Raw genomic sequence first — 18,096 nt, 5'->3', positions numbered from 1 at the left:
GAGCAAACGCGCATGAGTTCCATCGCCTCGGTGTCCTCGATCGCCCTGTCCGGCATGCGCGCCGCCGCATCCGGTCTGCAGGCGCGCGCGAACAATGTCGCCAACGCCGCCACCGAAGGCTTCCAGCGCCAGGTGACGGCCAACCAGGAAGCGCCCGGCGGCGGCGTGAGCGTCCAGGTGCAGGCGGCGGGCGGCGAGGGCAGCGACCTGGTCGACGACATGGTCGGCGGGCTGTCCGCACGCAACGATTTCCAGGCCAACGCGCGGGTGCTGCGCGCGGCAGACGACACCATCGGCAGCCTGCTCGACGTCCTGGCCTGAGGCCACGCCGCTCTTCCTTCTCCCCTCGGGACCATGGCCCCCTTCTCGGGGGAAGGTGCCCCGCAGGGGCGGATGAGGGTACGGGCGCAGCCTCGTGCACCCAACTCCACGAGACGCTTCGCGCCGGACCCTCACCCCAACCCCTCTCCCGGTGGGAGAGGGGCTAGCGGCTGTTCCTTCTCCCATCGGGAGAAGGTGCCCCGCAGGGGCGGATGAGGGTACGGGCGCAGCCTCGTGCGCCCAACTCCGCGAGACGCTTCGCGCCGACCCTCACCCCAACCCCTCTCCCGGTGGGAGAGGGGCTAAGGCTGTTCCTTCTCCCTCCGGGAGAAGGTGCCCCGAAGGGGCGGATGAGGGTACGGGCGAAGCCTCGCGCACCTGCTCCTGTTTAACCCTGAAAGTACCCGCGAAGCCCGGTGCAGCCACCGTTGCGCCACCCAACGCTATGCAATTTTCCGCACCGATCCTCGACACAGCGCACAAGACGTCGCCGTCCCTGCGGCGCACGATGATGCGCTATTGCTCATCGGGGGACGGTACATGGATCGGAGAGATTTCCTGCGTCAGGGGTTGGCGGTCGGCGCAGTCGCCGGTGTCGAAGCCCTGGCCGGCGGCATCGCCGCACCCGCCAACGCCGCGCCGGCCACGCCGCCAGTGCCGGCGGCGCCACGCCTGCAACCGCTGTCCGCCGATGCGCTCGCCGGCCACACCCTGCAGTGCCGCTTCACCGAGGCCGGCGCGCAGTGGCAGGTGTACGAAGACCTGCGCAGCGCCGATGGCGACCTGACCCTGCTCGGCCCCGGCGGCGCGCTGGTGCTCGGCAAGCGCACCGAAGCGGTCTACCCCAGCGCGCAGGCGCCGTATTTCGGCATGAAGCTGGCCGACGTCGCAATGGCCGAAGCCGACCTGCTCGCCGACCGCCTGCTGCGCGACGGCGATCCGCGCATGGACGAAGTACGCGATGCGGCGCCGCCGCCGGCCTCGCAACTGGATCCCAAGGACTACAACGGGCGCCTGCCGTGGACCACCTTCGTCGGCACCCGCGAATGCGCCGACACCATGCCGGTGTATCCGGACGGCCGCACCCGCGCCTATCGTGCGCTGCACGCCTTTCCCGAGCTGGGCAAGGCCGAGCTGGTCGCGCGCCGCCACGAAGGCCTGATCGGCGGCTGGATGCCGGCGGTGCGCAAGGTGGTGCCGGCCGGCGAGGGCCGCTACTACGACGTGCTGCTGTTCGCCGACGTGCTAGCCACCGACCGCTTCATCGTGCAGACCTGGCACCGCAGCGCACTGGTCGAGCACGGCAAGGTGACCAAGGTGGTGTATGGCTACAGCTATCCCGACTACCCGCCGCGGCGCGGCCCGCGCAGCGCCGAGGACTTCTACCGCGGCCTGCTCGCCTTCGCCGGCTACTGGCAGGGCCTGCTTGCCGACACCGTGCAGGCGCAACTGCCCGACGCCAGCTGGAGCGACATGGCGCGTTTTGCCTTCGCCCGCGAACTGGTGGTGCGCCCCGGCGGCACCTATCCGAAATACGGCGCGGTCGATCGCGACTACTACGGCAACGAATACGACGGCTTCCAGGACACCTTCACCAGCTCGCTGTACGCGAACCTGGAGTGGGGCCGCTTCGCCCAGGCCGCGGCGGTGCTGGACGGCTATTTCAGCGATTTCGTGCAGGACGACGGCATGGTCAACATGCGCGGCGCGGAGACCGGCCAGTTCGGCCTGACCCTGTCGCTGCTGGCGCGCTACCTGCGCTACACCGGCGATGCGGCGTTGCTGCGCAAGCACCGCGGCAAGATCGAAGCGACAGTGCAGGTGCTGCTGGAGCTGCACGACGCCAGCCTCAAGCTGCCAACCAAAACGCCCGGGTACGGCCTGATCCATGGCTGGAACGAATCCGACGCCTGCCTGTTCCCGGATCCGACCCTGTGGTGGAAGCCGTACTACGCAAACAGCGCGCTGGCGATCCGCGGCTGGCAGGACATCGCCGCGGTGTGGGCCGCGATCGCCGGGCCGGGCGCGCAAACCGCCGCGGCGCAGTGGCAGCGGCGTGCGAAGCAACTGACCGCGCAACTGCACAAGACCCTGCGGGCCAATATCCGCCACGACCTGAAACCGCCCTACATCGGCCCGCTGCCGGGAGTGAAGCTGACCTTCCGCCAGTCGCTGCAGCAGGAGAGCCCCAGCGAACAGGGCTGGCCGCACCGCGCCTACGCCGAACTGCTGCAGGCCGACGTGTTGCCCGCCGACCTCGCGCACCTGGTCATCGATTGCGTGCGCGGCCATGGCGGCACCAGCCTTGGTGTGGTCGGCAACATCGCGCCGCCGACGCCGGAAGGGCGCGATCTGCTCGGTTTCATTTCCTACGGCTACGCGCAGCAACTGCTGCGCCTGGACCGGATCGAGGAATACCTGCTGTTCCTGTACGCGCACCGCTACCACGTGCACACGCGTGGCAGCTGGACCGCGGGCGAAGTCAGCGGCATCACCGGCGGCATGCCGCTGTTCTGCATTCCGGCGCAGATGACCATCCCGCTACTGCTGCGCTGGATGCTGGTGTTCGAGGACAGCGCCGGCGAAGAACTGTTCCTGGCGCGCGCGCTGCCGCGCGAGTGGCTGGGCAGCGGCGAGGAGGTCGCGATCGCCGCCGCGCCGACCCGCTGGGGCGCGGTGTCGCTGACTCTGCGCGGCGATCCGGCCGGCAAGCGCATCGACGGCACGCTGACCCTGCCGGCGCAGGCGCCGGCGCGGACCTGGCTGACCCTGCGCGTGCCGGCCGGCACGCAATTGCGCGAGGTGCTGATCGACGGGCGTGCGGTGGCCTTGTCCGGGCCGCGCGACGAGCGCGTGCAGGTGCCCGCCGGCGCGGCGCGGGAAATGACGATTTCGGCCGCCTACGGCTGAGTGGCGAAAAAGTCGGAAATGTCCCGTTGCGCGTCGCGCAGTGCGATATTCCGCACGTTTAGCCGATAAATACGACAAGACGACGCCATCACAGTACGCGCACATTGTGTCGGTGCAATGAAGTCTCCGGGGGAGATTCCTGCACGATGCAGCGCCGCACGCAGCGGCGACGGCGGCAGCTCGCGCTGCCGTCGCGCCTTGCATACGACGCCCTGTTCCGCCCCGCCAACGACCGCTGGCGATGGGGATGGCAGCCCGGGGAAGGGCATGCCGGCCCTGCCGATCGCCACGCGTCGCCGCCCAGGAGAATCCGATGTCGTCTTTGTCTGAACGCGCTGCGCCGCTCTTCCCGTCTTCGTGGCGCCGCGCGCAGCGGCCGGGCCCGCTGACAGCGGCGATCTGTACCGCACTGGCGCTGGCCGCCACGGCGCCGGCCGCACTGGCGCAGGACGCCAGCGCCGATGGCGCGGCCGCCACCACGCTGGAAAAGGTCACGGTGACCGGCAGCCATATCCGCCGCGTCGATGCGGAGACCGCCAGCCCGGTGATCACCATCGACCGGCAGCGGATCGAGGACAGCGGCCAGGACACGCTCGGCCAACTGCTGCAGCAACTGCCGGCGATGGCCGGCAACATGCCAAACATCTCGCTCAATTCCGGCTTCAGCCACGGCCGCGCGCTGGTCTCGCTGCGCAACCTGGGCGCCGAGCGCACCCTGGTGCTGGTCAACGGCCACCGCATGGCCGGGCCGGCCAGCAGCGTGTCCGCTGCGCCCGGCGTGGACATCAACGCGATCCCGGCGGCGATGGTGGAGCGGATCGAGGTGCTGACCGACGGCGCGTCCTCGGTGTACGGTTCCGATGCCATCGCCGGCGTGGTCAACATCATCCTCAAGGACAAGTACGACGGCGCCGCCGCCACCGTCGACTACGGCCAGAGCACGCACGGCGACGGCAACCGCCGTTCGGTGGGCGTGGAGTGGGGCAAGACCTGGGAGCGCGGCGGGCTGATCCTGGGCCTGAGCCGCAGCTCGATGAACGCGCTGTACGACGAAGACCGCAGCTACGCCAAGACCGCGGTGAACTACCTCAACGGCCAGGTGGTGGAACGCCGCGGCAACGGCACCCGCGCCTTCCTCGGCGACGGCAGCGTGCTGACCCCGAACAGCGGCCTGGCGCCCGGCGCGGTCGATGCCGGCGATTTCCGCACCTACAACAGTGCCACCGATGGCTATAACTCCTATTACGGCCAATATCTGATCACCCCGGTGCAGCGCACCAACTTCTCCGCCCACGCCAGCTTCGATTTCACCCCGAACGTGCAGGGCTACCTGGACATGTTCTGGACCCGCAGCGAGACCACCTCGCAGCTGACCGCCTACGGCCTGGAGCTGCCCAACGCCGCGCAGAACTACTACAACCCGTTCGGCAGCCAACTGTCGCGCTACCTGCTGCGCTCGGAGGCGGCCAACACCCGCGTCTACACCTCGACCATGTACCAGACCAACATCGTGGCCGGGTTGCGCGGCAAGTTCGCCGACACCAGCTGGCAGTGGGATGCGGCGGCCGGCTATGCGCGCTACAAGGACACCCTGGTGCGCAACGGCTTCTCGATCACCTCGGCGCTGAACAACGCGGTCGGCGCCTCGTTCCTGGACAGCGACGGCGTGGTCAAGTGCGGCACGCCGGGCAACGTGATCTCCGGCTGTACTCCGATCAACGTGTTCAACCCGGACGATCCGGCGACCATCGCCGGGATCAAGGCCACCCAGAGCGCGGTCGACCTGATCGACGAGAGCACCATGAAGTTCGCCGAGGCCAGCGTCAACGGCGACCTGTTCGCGATGCCGGCGGGCATGGTGCAGGCCGCGTTCGGGCTGTCGTTCCGCAAGAACGGGTTCTCGCAGGGCACCAGCAATCCGGTCGCCGCCGCCGATCCCGAAGGCGGTTGCGACTACAACGACGGCTGCATCATGAACCAGGGCCACGACGAGACGATCAAGGAAGCCTACGCCGAAGTGCTGATCCCGCTGCTCAAGGACGTGCCCGGCGCGCAGGCGCTGAACCTCAACCTGGGCACGCGCTATTCCAAGTACGACTACTGGGGCAACACCACCAACAGCAAGATCGCGCTGGAATGGCGCCCGATCGACAACCTGCTGATCCGCGCCACCGGTTCGGAGGTGTTCCGTGCACCGGCGCTGGGCGACCTGTACGGCTCGCCGTTCAAGTCGGTGGTGGACGATACCGGCACCTACACCGACCCGTGCAACGGCTATACCGGCGGCGGCAACGCCGCAGCCTGCGCCAACGTGCCGACCAACGGCAGCTTCGTCAACACCTCTTCGTTCAACGTGCTGACCACCGGCTCGGCCAATGCCGGTTTTGCGATCAAGCCCGAGCAGGGGCGTTCCTACAACGTCGGTGCGGTCTACGATCCGGGCTGGGCGAACGGCTTGTCGGTGAACCTGGACAGCTGGCGGGTCACCCTCGACGACATGATCAACGGCACTGGCCTGGATCAGGTGCTGCAGAACTGCTACGACGGCCAGAGCGCGTATTGCCCGTTGATCCAGCGCAACGCGAGCGGGCAACTGGTCAACGTGACCGTGCCGTTCGCGATCAACAGCGGCAAGGTCGACATCCGGGGCTACGACATCGGCATCAAGTACGCGCTGCGCGATACCGCCTGGGGCAACTTCCAGGCCGGCGTCGATGCCACGTTCCTGTCCAGCTACAAGTTCAGCGGCGACGACCACAACTACGTCGGCGAGATGTCCAGCTACGGCAACATGCCGCGCTGGCGCGCCAGCTTCAACCTGGGCTGGGACAACGGGCCGTGGCACGCCAGCTGGAACACCCGCCTGCTCGGCCCGACCACGGTCGGCAGCGCCTACGAGGACTTCTGCGTGAACACCGCCGCCGACGGCAGCTGCGTCTACTTCAAGGTCGGCACGGTGACCTATCACGACGTCTCGCTGAGCCGGAAGTTCGAGAGCCTGCACACCACGCTGTCGGCCGGCGCCAACAACGTCGGCAATCGCAAGCCGCCGCAGTACTACGGCTATGCGAGCGCGGCCAATACCGACGCGTTCACCTACGACACGTTGGGACGCTACTTCTGGGCGCGGCTCAGGACCGAGTTTTGAGGTTGCGGGTAAGCGGCGTGGCCGCGGCATGGCGGCGGCCGCGCGCCGCCGCCGCATTGCTCGCGGTGCTGCTGGGCGCGGCATGCGGCACGGTGACGGCGAGCGCCGTCGCCGCCGCGGATGGCGAAGCATTGCAGGCCAGCAACGCTTCGCTCGGCTATCCGCATTTCAAGGGTACGCCGACACCGATTCCGGACAGCGGCGTGGCCTTCGCGCCGGGCGGGCATCTGCAACGGGTGTTCGCCGCCGATCTGGCGGCCGGCGCCGGCACGGCGCCGGGCAAGGATTTCTGGATCGACCGCATGCTCGCGCGCAGCGGCACCGGCGGTGGGTTCGACGACGACAACAACTGGTTGTTCAGCCGCGGCCGCGCCGCGTACATGTACACCCACCAGCCGCAGCAGCCGGGTTTCGTCGGCGATGTCGCCTATGCGCACAAGACCGGCCACGATGCGCTGTTCCGGTTGCAGGCGGAGATCGACGGCAAGCCGCTGCACCTGGTCGAGGAAAGCGCGCAGCGGCGGCAGACGCCGAGCTACTTCAGCAGCGTCTACGCCGATGCTGACGCCGGCGTGCGGCTGCGCCTGGTCAAGTTCATCAGCGAGCAGAACGTGGCCGTGGCCGAGGCCACGCTGTCCAGCAGCGACGGCGTGGCGCGCACGCTGACCCTGCGTGCGATCTCGCCGATGGCCGCGCATGCCGACGGCGCCGAGCTCACCGGCGCGTTCGCCACCCACAATGCGATCACCACGGTCTTCCCGCGCCTGTCGGGCGACGGCTTCGCGGTCGAGGGCGGTTCCATCGCGCGCCGCGTGGCGCTGCCGGCGAGCGGCGAAGCGGCCACGCTGAAGGTGCAGCTCGGGCTGGTCACGCGCGAACTGCCGGCGTCGCTGAGCGAATACCGGCGCATCGCCGCGCAGTCGCCGCAGCAGGCGTACCGCGAGCACGTGGTCGCCTACAACCGTTGGTGGGCCGACAACCTGCCGTACCTGGACACGCCTGAGGACAACATCGACAAGACGTTGTTCTATCGCTGGTGGCTGCTCCGCTTCAATTTCCTCGACGCCGCGGTGCCCGGCAACGACTATCAGTTCCCGGTGGCGATCGAAGGCGTGCTCGGCTACGACAATGCGATCGTGCTGACCACCGGCATGTTCATCGACGACCTCAAGTACCTGCGCGATCCCAGCTACGCCTACGGCTCGTGGCTGGGCGCCGGCGAGACCGCCGGCGGCGGCAAGTACGTGGACAATCCCGGCGCGCCGGAGAACTGGTCCAATTCCTACGCCCAATACCTCAGCGCCGCCGCCTGGCGCGCCTACCAGCTGCACGGCGGGCCGCCGGCTGTAGCGGCGCAGCTGGCACGCTACGCCAGCGCCGACGTGGACGCGCTGTTGCGCGCCTACGACCGCAACAATAACGGCCTGATCGAGTACGACTGGGCGGCGATGACCGGCAACGACGCCGACGCGGTGTCCTTCGACTGGGCCAAGCAGCACGGCCAGATCCGCATGGACCGCAGCGAGAGCGCCTACGTCTACGCCAACGCGCTGGCCGCGGCGCAGGCCGCGCAGCTCGCCGGCGATGCGGCCACCGCTGTGCGCATGCAGGCGCTGGCGGCGAAGATCCGCAGCGCCGTGCTCGCCGTGCTGTGGCAGGACCACAGCGCCACCGCCGACGGCATGGGCCTGCACGGCGACCTGCTCAAGCAGCGCCAGGCCGATGGCGCGCGGCTGCCGGTGGACTGGAAGGAGACCAACAACTACTACCCGTTCAGCGTCGGCTTGATGCCGAAGCAGGGCGATGCCGACTACGATCCGAAGTACGTGCGCGCGCTGCGCCTGTTCGCCGATACGCGGCAGTACCCGATCTTCCCGTTCTATACCGCCAACCAGGCCGACCGGCAGGCGCGCGGCGCCGGCGGCAGCAACAATTTCTCGGTGATCAACTCCACCGTCGCCTTCCGCCTGCTCGGCAGCGCGCTGCGCGACTATCCCAGTCCATATCTGGACGCGGGCAGCTACCGCAAGCTGCTGTACTGGAACGCCTGGGCGCACTACATCGACGGCGACAACCGCTATCCGGACCAGAACGAGTTCTGGGCGCAGGGCAGCGCCGCCGACGGTGGCAGCATCGGCTACCGTTCGTGGATCCACCACACCCAGCTCGGCGCGACCAACTTCACCGTGATCGAGGATGCGATGGGCCTGCGTCCGCGCAGCGACGCGCAGATCGAGCTGTATCCGATCGACATCGGTTGGGATCATTTCGCCGCCGACGCGGTGCGCTACCGCGATCGCGACCTGTCCATCGTCTGGGACCGCGACGGCCGCCACTACGGCGGCGCGCTGCCCAAGGGCTATTCGCTGTATCTGGACGGGAAGCTGGCGTTCACCGTCGATCGCCTGGCGCATGTGCTCTACGACCCGGCCAGCGGCCGCGTGCAGGCGCTGCCGGATGCGCTCAATGCGGATGCCGCGCAGTTGCGTGTGCTCGGTTCGAAGGCCATCGCCGTGCAGACGCCGGCGCAGGTGCGCTTCGCCGCCGATGCGCGGATCACCGCGGTGCTGGCCGACGCCGGCGTGGACACCACGCTGCCGGCGACCGCGCACAACCTCGCACAAGGCGCGGCGGTGAGCGCCAGCTATGCCGCCGACGGTTTCCCGGCCAGCGCGGTGGTGGACGGCAGCACCGCCAACGAACCGTTCTGGGGCACGGCCGGGTCGCCGTCGCGCAGCGACTGGATCGAACTCGACCTGGGCCGGCCGCAACTGCTGGACGACGTGCGCCTGTACTTCTACCGCAGCTCCTCGCCGCCCGGCGAGCAGCACGGCTTTGCTTCCGGCACCCGCGCCGGCTACGCGCCGCCGTGGCTGTACGTGCTGCAGTATTTCGACGGACATGCCTGGAAGACCGTGCCCGGCCAGGTGCGCGATGCGCCGATCGCGCAGGGCAACCGCAATCGCGTGCGCTTCCCGGCGCTGCGCGTGCAACGGCTGCGCGTGCTGGTGACCCATGCCGGCGCGCTGCGCACCGGAATCAAGGAAATCCAGGCCTATGCCAGCGGCGCGCGGGTGCCGGCAGCGAAGCCCAATCAGGCGCCGCAGGTCGAGGCGTGGCAGCAGGACGGTGTTGGCGGCGGCGCGCTGCGTGTCGTTGGCCGCGTCGGCGACGACGCGCTGCCGAACGGCAGCTTGGCGCTGCATTGGAGCGTGCTGCAGGCGCCGCCGGGCGGCGCGGCGATCTTCGAGGAGCCGCAGGCGGCCAGCAGCAGCGTACGCTTCACCGCGCCAGGCGCCTACACGCTGCGCTTGCAGGCCGACGATGGTGCGTTGCAGGGCCATGCCGACGTGGCCGTGGTCGCCGCGCCGACGCCGGCCGGGCAGGGCCTGGAAGTACAGGGCGAGGCCGAGGCCAGCGCGCAGGTCACCGCCGGCCATCACCGGCTGCAGGCGCTCAACGACGGCCTGCTGCCCGCGCCGGATCAAGTGCCGTCCGCGGATCGCCGCTGGGGCAGCTGGGGTCGCGCGCAGCCGGCCTCGGTGTGGGTGCAGTACCAATGGCGGCAACCGCAGCGCTTGAACGCAGCGGCGCTGTATTTCTGGGACGACCAGCCCGATGGCGGGGTGGCGCCGCCGCGCGCGTGGAAGCTGCAATACCGCGATGGCGAGCAGTGGCGCGACATCGCAGTGCGCGGCGGCTATCCGGTTGCCGCGCGCGGCGAAGCCAGCCGCGTGGCGTTCGCAGCGGTGACCACCAGCGCGTTGCGTGCGGTGCTGGATACCGCGGTGCAGGGCGACGGCCACGCCGCGGTCGGCATCGACGAATGGCAGGTGTTCGCCGAGCGCGCCGCTGCGGTCGAGCCGATCGACGTGCGGGTGGCGCCGGGCGAGATGCCGGTGCTGCCGCAACGCATCGCCGCTTACTTCGCCGACGGCAGTTGGGATTGGCTGGGTGTGCGCTGGCCGCAACTCGACGCGTCGTCGCTGGCCGGCGAAGGCCGTGTGCAGGTGCAGGGCCTGGCCGATGGCGGCTTGCCGGTGAGCGCCAGCATCTGGGTGCGCGCCACCGCGCCGGGCCAGATCAACACGGTGCAGGCGCCGCCGCCGCTGCATGTGCATGCCGGGCAGGTGCCGGCGCTGCCGGCCTTCGTCGGCGTGCAGTACAACGACGGCTCGCGCGAACGCGTGCCGGTGCAGTGGCCGCCGTTGGCGCCGACCGCGTATGCCGCGCCGGGCACCAGCAGCATCGTCGGCAGCGCGCAGGGGCGTGGCGGCAGCGGGCAGTTGCCGGTGCGGCTGCAGATCGTGGTCGACGCGGCGGTGGCGCCATGAGCCTGCGTCGCGGCGCGCGTGTTGCCCGGCGCGTCGGTGCCTGCCTGCTGTTGGCGCTTGCCGTTGCCGGCGCGCAGGCGGCAGCGTTGCCCGCGCGCAGCGTGCACAGCGCCGGCAATCCGATCCTGGCCGACGGCCGCGACTATTCCGCCGATCCGGCGCCGCTGGTCGCCGACGGCAAGCTGTACATCATCGCCGGCCGCGACGAGGCGCCGCCCGACGTCAACGACTTCGTGATCCAGCGCTGGCAAATGCTGGCGACCCACGATGTCGGCAGCGGCAACTGGACCCACTATCCGGCGCTGCTGCGTCCGGAACAGGTGTTCGCCTGGGCCGCCGCGGGCCGCGCCTATGCCGCGCAAATCGTGCAGGGACCGGACCGACGCTACTACCTGTACGCGCCGGTGGAGGAAAAACACTCGCCCAACGCCGATCCGTTCGCGATCGGCGTGGCGGTCGCCGACAGCCCGCTGGGGCCGTGGCGCGATGCGCATCCGCAAGGGCCGATCCTGTCGCAGTCGCTGCCGGTGAAGAACACGATCCAGAACATCGACCCGACCGTGCTGGTCGACGACGACGGCCGCGTGTATCTGTACTGGGGCACCTTCGGCAAGCTGTTCGGCATCGAACTGGAACGCGACATGGTCACACCCAAGGGCGCGGCGGTGGCGGTGACCACGCTGGACGGCTATTTCGAGGCGCCGTGGCTGTTCAAGCGCAACGGCACCTACTACATGGCCTACGCCGGCAACCGCGCCGGGCCGGACTCGGAGTGCACGCCGACGCTGTATCACGCCTGCATCGCCTACGGCAGCGCGCCGTCGCCGCTGGGGCCGTGGACCTACCGCGGGGTGATCCTGCCGCCGGTGTCCTCCACCACCTCGCATTCGGGCATCGTGCAGTTCAAGGGCCAGTGGTATCTGGTCTATCACACCGCCGATGCCAAGGGCGGCGGCCACTTCCGCCGCAGCGTGGCGATCGACCGGCTGGACTGGGACGACACCCAGCGGCCGGCACGCATTCGCCCGGTGCTGGCCACGCGCGCGCCGCAGCCGCCGCAGCCGCTGCAGCGCAACGTCGCCCGCTACGCATCCGCCAGCGCTTCCAACGGCCCGGACATCCCGCATCAATACTGGATCGCCGCGCTCAACGACGGCGTGGTCAAGCGCAATCCGCTGCCGCCGCAGATGTGGGGCAGCTGGACCGCGCACAATCCGCCGCAGCAGTGGATCCAGTACAGCTGGGCGCAGCCGGTGACGCTGCAGCGCAGCCGCATCGTGTTCTGGGCCGACCATCCGCCCGGCGCCAACGAAGGTGTGGCCCCTCCGGCGCGGTGGCACCTGGAATACCGCAAGGACGGGCAGTGGCTGCCGCTGGCGGAGGCGAAGAGCGGCGCGGTTGCCGACCAGGTGCAGACGCTGCGTTTCGCGCCGGTGACCACGCGCTGCGTGCGCGCGGTGTTCGATGCCTCCGGCGGCGACGGCCGCTATGCCGCGCTGGCGGTGCAGGAATGGGAAATGTGGGCCACGCGCGCGCAGCGCCTGGCCCAGGCCGGCGTTGCGGATGCGCAGCGCTGCGACACGCTTTGATGCATCGGGTGATTGACGGATGAAGACGGATCGAAACGGACGGCGCGTCGCCGCGCCGGGCGCACTGCTGCTCGCATTGGCGGCGCTGGCGCCCTGCGCGCTGGCCGCGCCGAGCGCGGACGACTATCAGCGCGCGCAGGCGCTGAGCCAACGCTACGAGGCGCTGGTCGACCGCCAGCCGTCGCAGCCGGTGTGGTTGGACGCCGGGCATTTCCTGTATCGGCGTACGCTCGCGCGCAGCGGCGCCGCACCGGCGATCGAGTACCGCCGGGTCGCGGTCGCCGACGGCCGCAACGAACCTGCGTTCGATCACGCGCGGCTGGCGGCGGCGATGTCCGCGGCCAGCGGCAAGCCGGTCGATGCGGCGGCGTTGCGGTTGGACGAGGTGAAGCTGGACGCGCAGCGGCTGGTGTTCGAGCGCGATCGCGTGCGCTGGCAGTGCGATCTGCCGCAGTACCGCTGCACGCGCACCGAGATGGGCGCGTTGCCGCCCGATTCCTACGACATGAGCATCCCGTTGAAGCAGGGTCCGGCGTATGCGCAGGCGTCGCCGGACGGCAAGTGGCGTGCCTGGGTCGAGGCCGGCAACGTGGTGGTCGCGCCGGCCGCTGGCGGCAGCCCGGTCGCGCTCAGCCATGATGGCAGCACCGCCGAGTATTACGCGGCGGACAGCATCGCCTGGTCGCCGGATTCGACCCGGCTGGTCGCCTACCGCATCAAGCCGGCAGCGCCGCGCACGGTGTACTACATCGAGTCGGCGCCGCCGGACCAGTTGCAGCCCAAGCTGCACCAGCAGATTTACGCCAAGCCCGGCGATCCGCTGCCGGTGCTGCAGCCGGTGCTGTTCGACCTGGCCTCGCGGCAGGCGAAGGCAGTGCCGGCAGCGCTGTTCCCGAATGCGTTCGCGCTGAGCTGGGCGCAGTGGCGCAGCGACGGCAGCGGCTTCACCTTCGAGTACAACGAACGCGGCCATCAGCGCTACCGGGTGATCGAGGCGGATGGACGCAGTGCGCAGGCGCGCACGCTGATCGAGGAAACCTCGCCGACCTTCATCGAGTATTCCGATCTCAGTGGCACCCACGAGAATGGCGGCAAACGCTATCGCCACGATTTCGCCGATGGCGCGCACACCCTGTGGGCCTCCGAGCGCGACGGCTGGGAGCAGCTGTACCTGTACGACACGCGCAGCGGCGGCGCCCCGCGCCAGGTCACGCGCGGCGAGTGGGTGGTGCGCAAGGTCGAGCGCGTCGACGAGGTCGCGCAGCAGATCTACTTCATCGCCTCGGGCATGACGCCCGGCGAGGATCCCTACTACCGTCACGCCTATCGCATCGGCGTGGATGGCAGCGGATTGACCGCGCTGACCCCGGCGCAGGCCGACCACGAGGTCGTGCTGTCGCCCGACGGACGCTGGCTGCTCGACCTGTATTCGCGGGTGGACCTGGGGCCGGTGCTGGAACTGCGCCGCAGCGACGACGGCGCGCTGGTGCGGCAGGTCGAGCGCACCGACCTGAGCCGGCTGCTCGCGGCCGGCTGGCTGCCGCCGCTGCCGTTCCACACGCCCGGCCGCGACGGCAAGACCGAGATCTGGGGCGTGATCCATCGGCCGCAGGCGCAAGCCGACGGGCAGCGCTACCGCGTGGTCGAGAACATCTACGCCGGGCCGCACGGCTCGTTCGTGCCCAAGACCTTCAGCGCGCGCGTGCCGGCGCTGACCGCGCTCGGCTTCGCCGTGGCGCAGATCGACGGCATGGGCACCAACAACCGTTCGCGCGCATTCCACGACGTGGCCTGGCGCAACCTCAAGGACGCCGGTTTCCCCGATCGCATCGCCTGGCACCGCGCCGTGGCGGCGCAGTATCCGTGGTACGCGATCGAGCAGGGTGTGGGCATCTACGGCACCTCCGCCGGCGGCCAGAGCGCGCTCGGCGCGTTGCTGTTCCATCCGGAGTTCTACGTCGCCGCGGTGGCCAATTCCGGCTGCCACGACAACCGCATGGACAAGATCTGGTGGAACGAGCAATGGATGGGCTGGCCGGTCGGGCCGTGGTATTCGGCCTCGTCCAATGTCGACAACGCCGCGCGCCTGCAGGGGCATCTGCTGCTGGTGACCGGCGACATGGACCACAACGTCGATCCGGCCAGCACCTTCCAGGTCGCCGATCGGCTGATCAAGGCCGGCAAGGATTTCGATCTGCTGGTGGTGCCGGGCGGCGATCATGGCGCCGGCGGCGACTACGGCCGGCGCCGCTTGGCGGACTTCTTCGTGCGCTGGCTGCAGCAGGCGCCGACGCCGGACTGGAACCGGCAGGCGGCGGCATCGGCGCCCGTCGCGCACTGAGGGTTGCGCGCGTGCCTGCATGAGGTGGCGCGCGGCGTGTGGCGGTCGCTGCGACACAGCGCAACATATCGACAGATTTCCACGTCAAAGGCGACGTTTTTCCACAAGACGCTGACCGTGCCGACGTGAAACTCTGCAGTTGCGGTACGCAGCGACGCGCAACGGGTTTTCCCAAAACGCGAAGACGCGCAACGGGTTTCCGATGCGCAATAAGCGCACCGCATTCTGCGCCGTGCGGGGATGCACGGCCTCCATCGATCGATGCGGGTTCTCGTTGCCATGCGCAGCGCGGGCGCGGCGTCGTGCGGCCTGGATTTTGCGTGCAGGCCGCTCAACCGAGAGACAACCCATGCGCGACGTTCGTTTGCCTTCCCCACCTCCGGTCTCCGCCTGTCGCGATCGACGCGGACACGGGCGCACGCTGTTGTGCGCTGCGATCGGCATGGCGCTGCTCGCGGCGCTGCCGGCGGCGGCGCAGGAGGCGGCTACCGTGCGCGACCCCGCCACCGCGGCGGCCGATGGCAGCGACAGCGCCGCCGACGCCAAGACCCTGGACAGCGTGGTCGTCACCGGTTCGCGCATCCGCCGCAACGATGCGCTGGACGGCCCCACGCCGCTGACCGTGATCGGCGCCGAGCAGATCCGCGCGGCCGGCTATACCGAGATCGCCGACGTGGTCAACCAGCTGCCGAGCCTGGCGCTGACCCAGACCAGCCAGACCAGCAACCTGGCCGGCAATCCCGGCATCAACGCGCTGGACCTGCGCGGCATGGGCACCCAGCGCACCCTGGTGCTGGTCGACGGCCGCCGCCAGGTGCCGGCGATCCCGGGCACCTCGGCGGTGGACGTGAGCAATATTCCGTCCAGCCTGGTCGAGCGGGTGGAAGTCATCACCGGCGGCGCCTCGGCGCTGTACGGCGCCGACGCGGTCACTGGCGTGGCCAATTTCATCCTGAAGAAGGACTTCCAGGGCCTGGACGCCAGCGCGCGCTACGGCATCTCCAGCCGCGGCGACATGCGCAGCAGCAGCGTCGATGCGCTGTTCGGGCACAACTTCGCCGACAACCGCGGCAATGTCACCGTGTATGGTTTCTACGAGCGCGAGCCCGATTCGGTGTCCGGCCAGGACCGGCCGTGGACCGCCATGGGCTACCCGATGTACACGCGCAACAACCGCAACCAGCGCTACTGGATCTCCGACAACAACCGCAACATCAACAACGCCGAGGACGCGCAGCTCATCCTCGGCGGCCGCCACTATGCGATGACCGCCGATGGCCAGCTGCGCGCGCCGGTGCTCGGCCCGGGCGGCTACGTCAACAGCGTGCCGCTGAGCCTGGCCGATCCATCCACCGCGCTGGGCAGCCTGCTCACCGACGGCGGCGAGTACGGCGGCCGCTACGACTCGTGGTACCTGGCGGTGCCGTCGGATCGTTTCGCCAGCCGCGCCACGCTCAACTTCGATTTCAGCGACAGCCTGCGCTTCTTCGCCAACGTCGGTTATTCGCGTACCACCTCGCAATCGGCGTGGCGCGCGCTGAGCGCGTTCGGCAGCGAGGCGGTGCCGGCCGACAGCCCGTTCATCACCGACGAAATGCGCGCGGCCAACGGCGGCACGATCACCGACGGGGTCTATTTCGCGCGGCACTTCGACGACGAACTGGGGCAGGGCGGCAGCCAGTACCGGCGCCAGCTGCTGCAGGGCGTGGTCGGCCTCGAGGGCGACTTCAGCCTGGGCGGGCGCGCCTGGAACTACAGCGCTTACTACTCCTACGGCCGCACCGAGCAGCGCAACCGCGACATCGATACGGTGTCCTACAAGCGCTATTACCTTGCGGTGGATTCCACCGCCGCCGCCGACGGCAGTGCGATCTGCCGCAGTACGCTCACCGACCCGGGCAACGGCTGCGTGCCGTTGAATCCGTTCAAGCGCCTGACCGCGCAGGAGATCGGCTACCTGCGCTACACCTCGGACTGGGCCACCACCACCATGACCCAGCAGGTGCTGTCGGCCTACGCCTCCGGCGGCATCTTCGACCTGCCCGGCGGCGAGGCGCAGATCGCGTTCGGCGGCGAGTACCGCAAGGAGCGCAACGACATCGGCGCGATCGCCCAGTACGATCCGGCCAATCCGGCCTACAACGCCAGCCTGGGCACCACCCAACTGCCGCTGGTCGGCCAGTACGACGTCAAGGAACTCTACAGCGAGCTGCACCTGCCGCTGCTGGCCGACAAGCTGTTCGCGCAGCGCCTGGGCGTAGACGCGGCGGTGCGCGTGTCCGACTACAACACCGCCGGCCGCACCGTCACCAACAAGTTCGGCATCGACTGGGCGCCGATCCAGGACATCACCCTGCGCGGCACCTACGGCAAGGCGGTGCGCGCTCCCAACATCGGCGAGCTGTACACCGCCAGCAGCATCGGCGGCATGTGGGTCACCGATCCGTGCAACACCTACAACCAGCGCTACCGCACCGACCGCACCCAGTACACCGCGGCCAACTGCGCGCAGCTCAATCCGTCGGACAAGAGCACCTACTGGCTGTACCGCGACATCATCACCAAGGGCAACCTGGACCTGGCCAACGAAACCGCCAAGACCCGCACCGTCGGCATCGTGCTGCGCCCGCGTTTCCTGAAGGATTTCTCGCTGTCGGTGGACTACTACAACATCGACCTGCGCGGCGCGATCGATTCGTTCCCGGCGCAGACCATCATCAACAAGTGCGTGGACGCGCCGACCCTGGACAACCAGTTCTGCTCCTTCGTCAGTCGCGATGCCGACGGCAACCTGCTCAACGCGGTCACCCAGAAGCTCAACCTGTCGCGCTACCTGACCCGCGGCGTCGACTTCTTCGCGCAGTACCGCTACGACCTGGCAGAGCGCTGGGGCCAGAATGCCGGCGCGCTGTCGTTCGACCTGAACTACACCCACCTGATCCGCCAGGACTACACGCTGGATCCGGACCAGCCGGAGGAGGTCACCCGCTTCGCCGGCGTGTTCGGCTCGCCGTCCTGGAAGGGCGTGCTGCGCGGCACCTGGTCCAATGCGCATGCCGGTGCGACCTGGTCGCTGCGCCACTTCTCCAAGATGCGCAGCAGCACCCAGATCACCGATACCGAGTACCAGAAGGTGTGGACCGGCAACGTGTTCTACAGCGACGTGTCCGGCTACTACCGGCTCAAGTCGGGGCTGGAAGTGTTCGGCGGGGTCAGCAACCTGTTCGACCGCGCGCCGCCGCGGGTGCCGGGGGCGGAGGCGGGCGGCGCCAATTTCGAGCTCGGCTACCACGCCGGCGTGTACGACGTGATCGGGCGCATGTACTACGGCGGGATCCGCCTGGCGCTGTGAAGGCCAGACGCGATTCGGCACAAATCCGCATGTTCGCGCAGCCGTGGCGACAAGACGCGATGACGTATCGATGACACAGTGGCGACAGGCCGCCCGTTCGT

The 18,096-nt window shown here is 69.3% G+C and carries 7 protein-coding genes; all 7 read left to right on the top strand.

Features of this window, described 5'->3' with window-relative positions; genetic code table 11:
- Positions 1 to 12 precede the first annotated feature (12 nt).
- The 7 genes from HEP74_RS13065 (at position 13) to HEP74_RS13035 (ending at position 17,995) form a co-directional block, all read left to right on the top strand.
- Complete coding sequence (locus HEP74_RS13065; protein ID WP_185813239.1) at positions 13 to 321, top strand: flagellar basal body rod C-terminal domain-containing protein; 309 nt, start codon at positions 13 to 15, stop codon at positions 319 to 321.
- A 540-nt stretch (positions 322 to 861) separates the two neighbouring features.
- Positions 862 to 3,231: a glucosidase family protein gene (locus tag HEP74_RS13060; RefSeq protein ID WP_185813238.1), complete on the top strand. Its 2,370-nt coding sequence runs from the start codon at positions 862 to 864 to the stop codon at positions 3,229 to 3,231.
- A 313-nt stretch (positions 3,232 to 3,544) separates the two neighbouring features.
- Positions 3,545 to 6,379 (top strand): TonB-dependent receptor domain-containing protein, encoded by a 2,835-nt coding sequence (locus tag HEP74_RS13055; RefSeq protein ID WP_185813237.1) that lies wholly within the window; start codon positions 3,545 to 3,547, stop codon positions 6,377 to 6,379.
- Entirely contained in the window at positions 6,376 to 10,713 is a 4,338-nt protein-coding gene (locus tag HEP74_RS13050) for an Ig-like domain-containing protein (protein ID WP_255427741.1), read from the top strand. The genes HEP74_RS13055 and HEP74_RS13050 overlap by 4 nt, the downstream gene beginning before the upstream one ends.
- Entirely contained in the window at positions 10,710 to 12,302 is a 1,593-nt protein-coding gene (locus tag HEP74_RS13045) for a family 43 glycosylhydrolase (RefSeq protein WP_185813236.1), read from the top strand. Before HEP74_RS13050 ends, HEP74_RS13045 begins: the two co-directional genes overlap by 4 nt.
- Positions 12,303 to 12,321: 19 nt before the next feature.
- On the top strand, positions 12,322 to 14,643 hold the full coding sequence (locus HEP74_RS13040; RefSeq protein ID WP_185813235.1) for a S9 family peptidase: 2,322 nt from the start codon (positions 12,322 to 12,324) through the stop codon (positions 14,641 to 14,643).
- Positions 14,644 to 15,085: 442 nt separating this feature from the next.
- Positions 15,086 to 17,995: a TonB-dependent receptor plug domain-containing protein gene (locus HEP74_RS13035; protein ID WP_255427740.1), complete on the top strand. Its 2,910-nt coding sequence runs from the start codon at positions 15,086 to 15,088 to the stop codon at positions 17,993 to 17,995.
- Positions 17,996 to 18,096: the final 101 nt, after the last annotated feature.

Origin of the sequence: Xanthomonas sp. SS, from assembly GCF_014236835.1 — a bacterium.
Classification (GTDB): domain Bacteria; phylum Pseudomonadota; class Gammaproteobacteria; order Xanthomonadales; family Xanthomonadaceae; genus Xanthomonas_A.
Note: the sequence above shows the minus strand (reverse complement) of the source record. Positions and strands in the feature narration are given on the sequence as shown.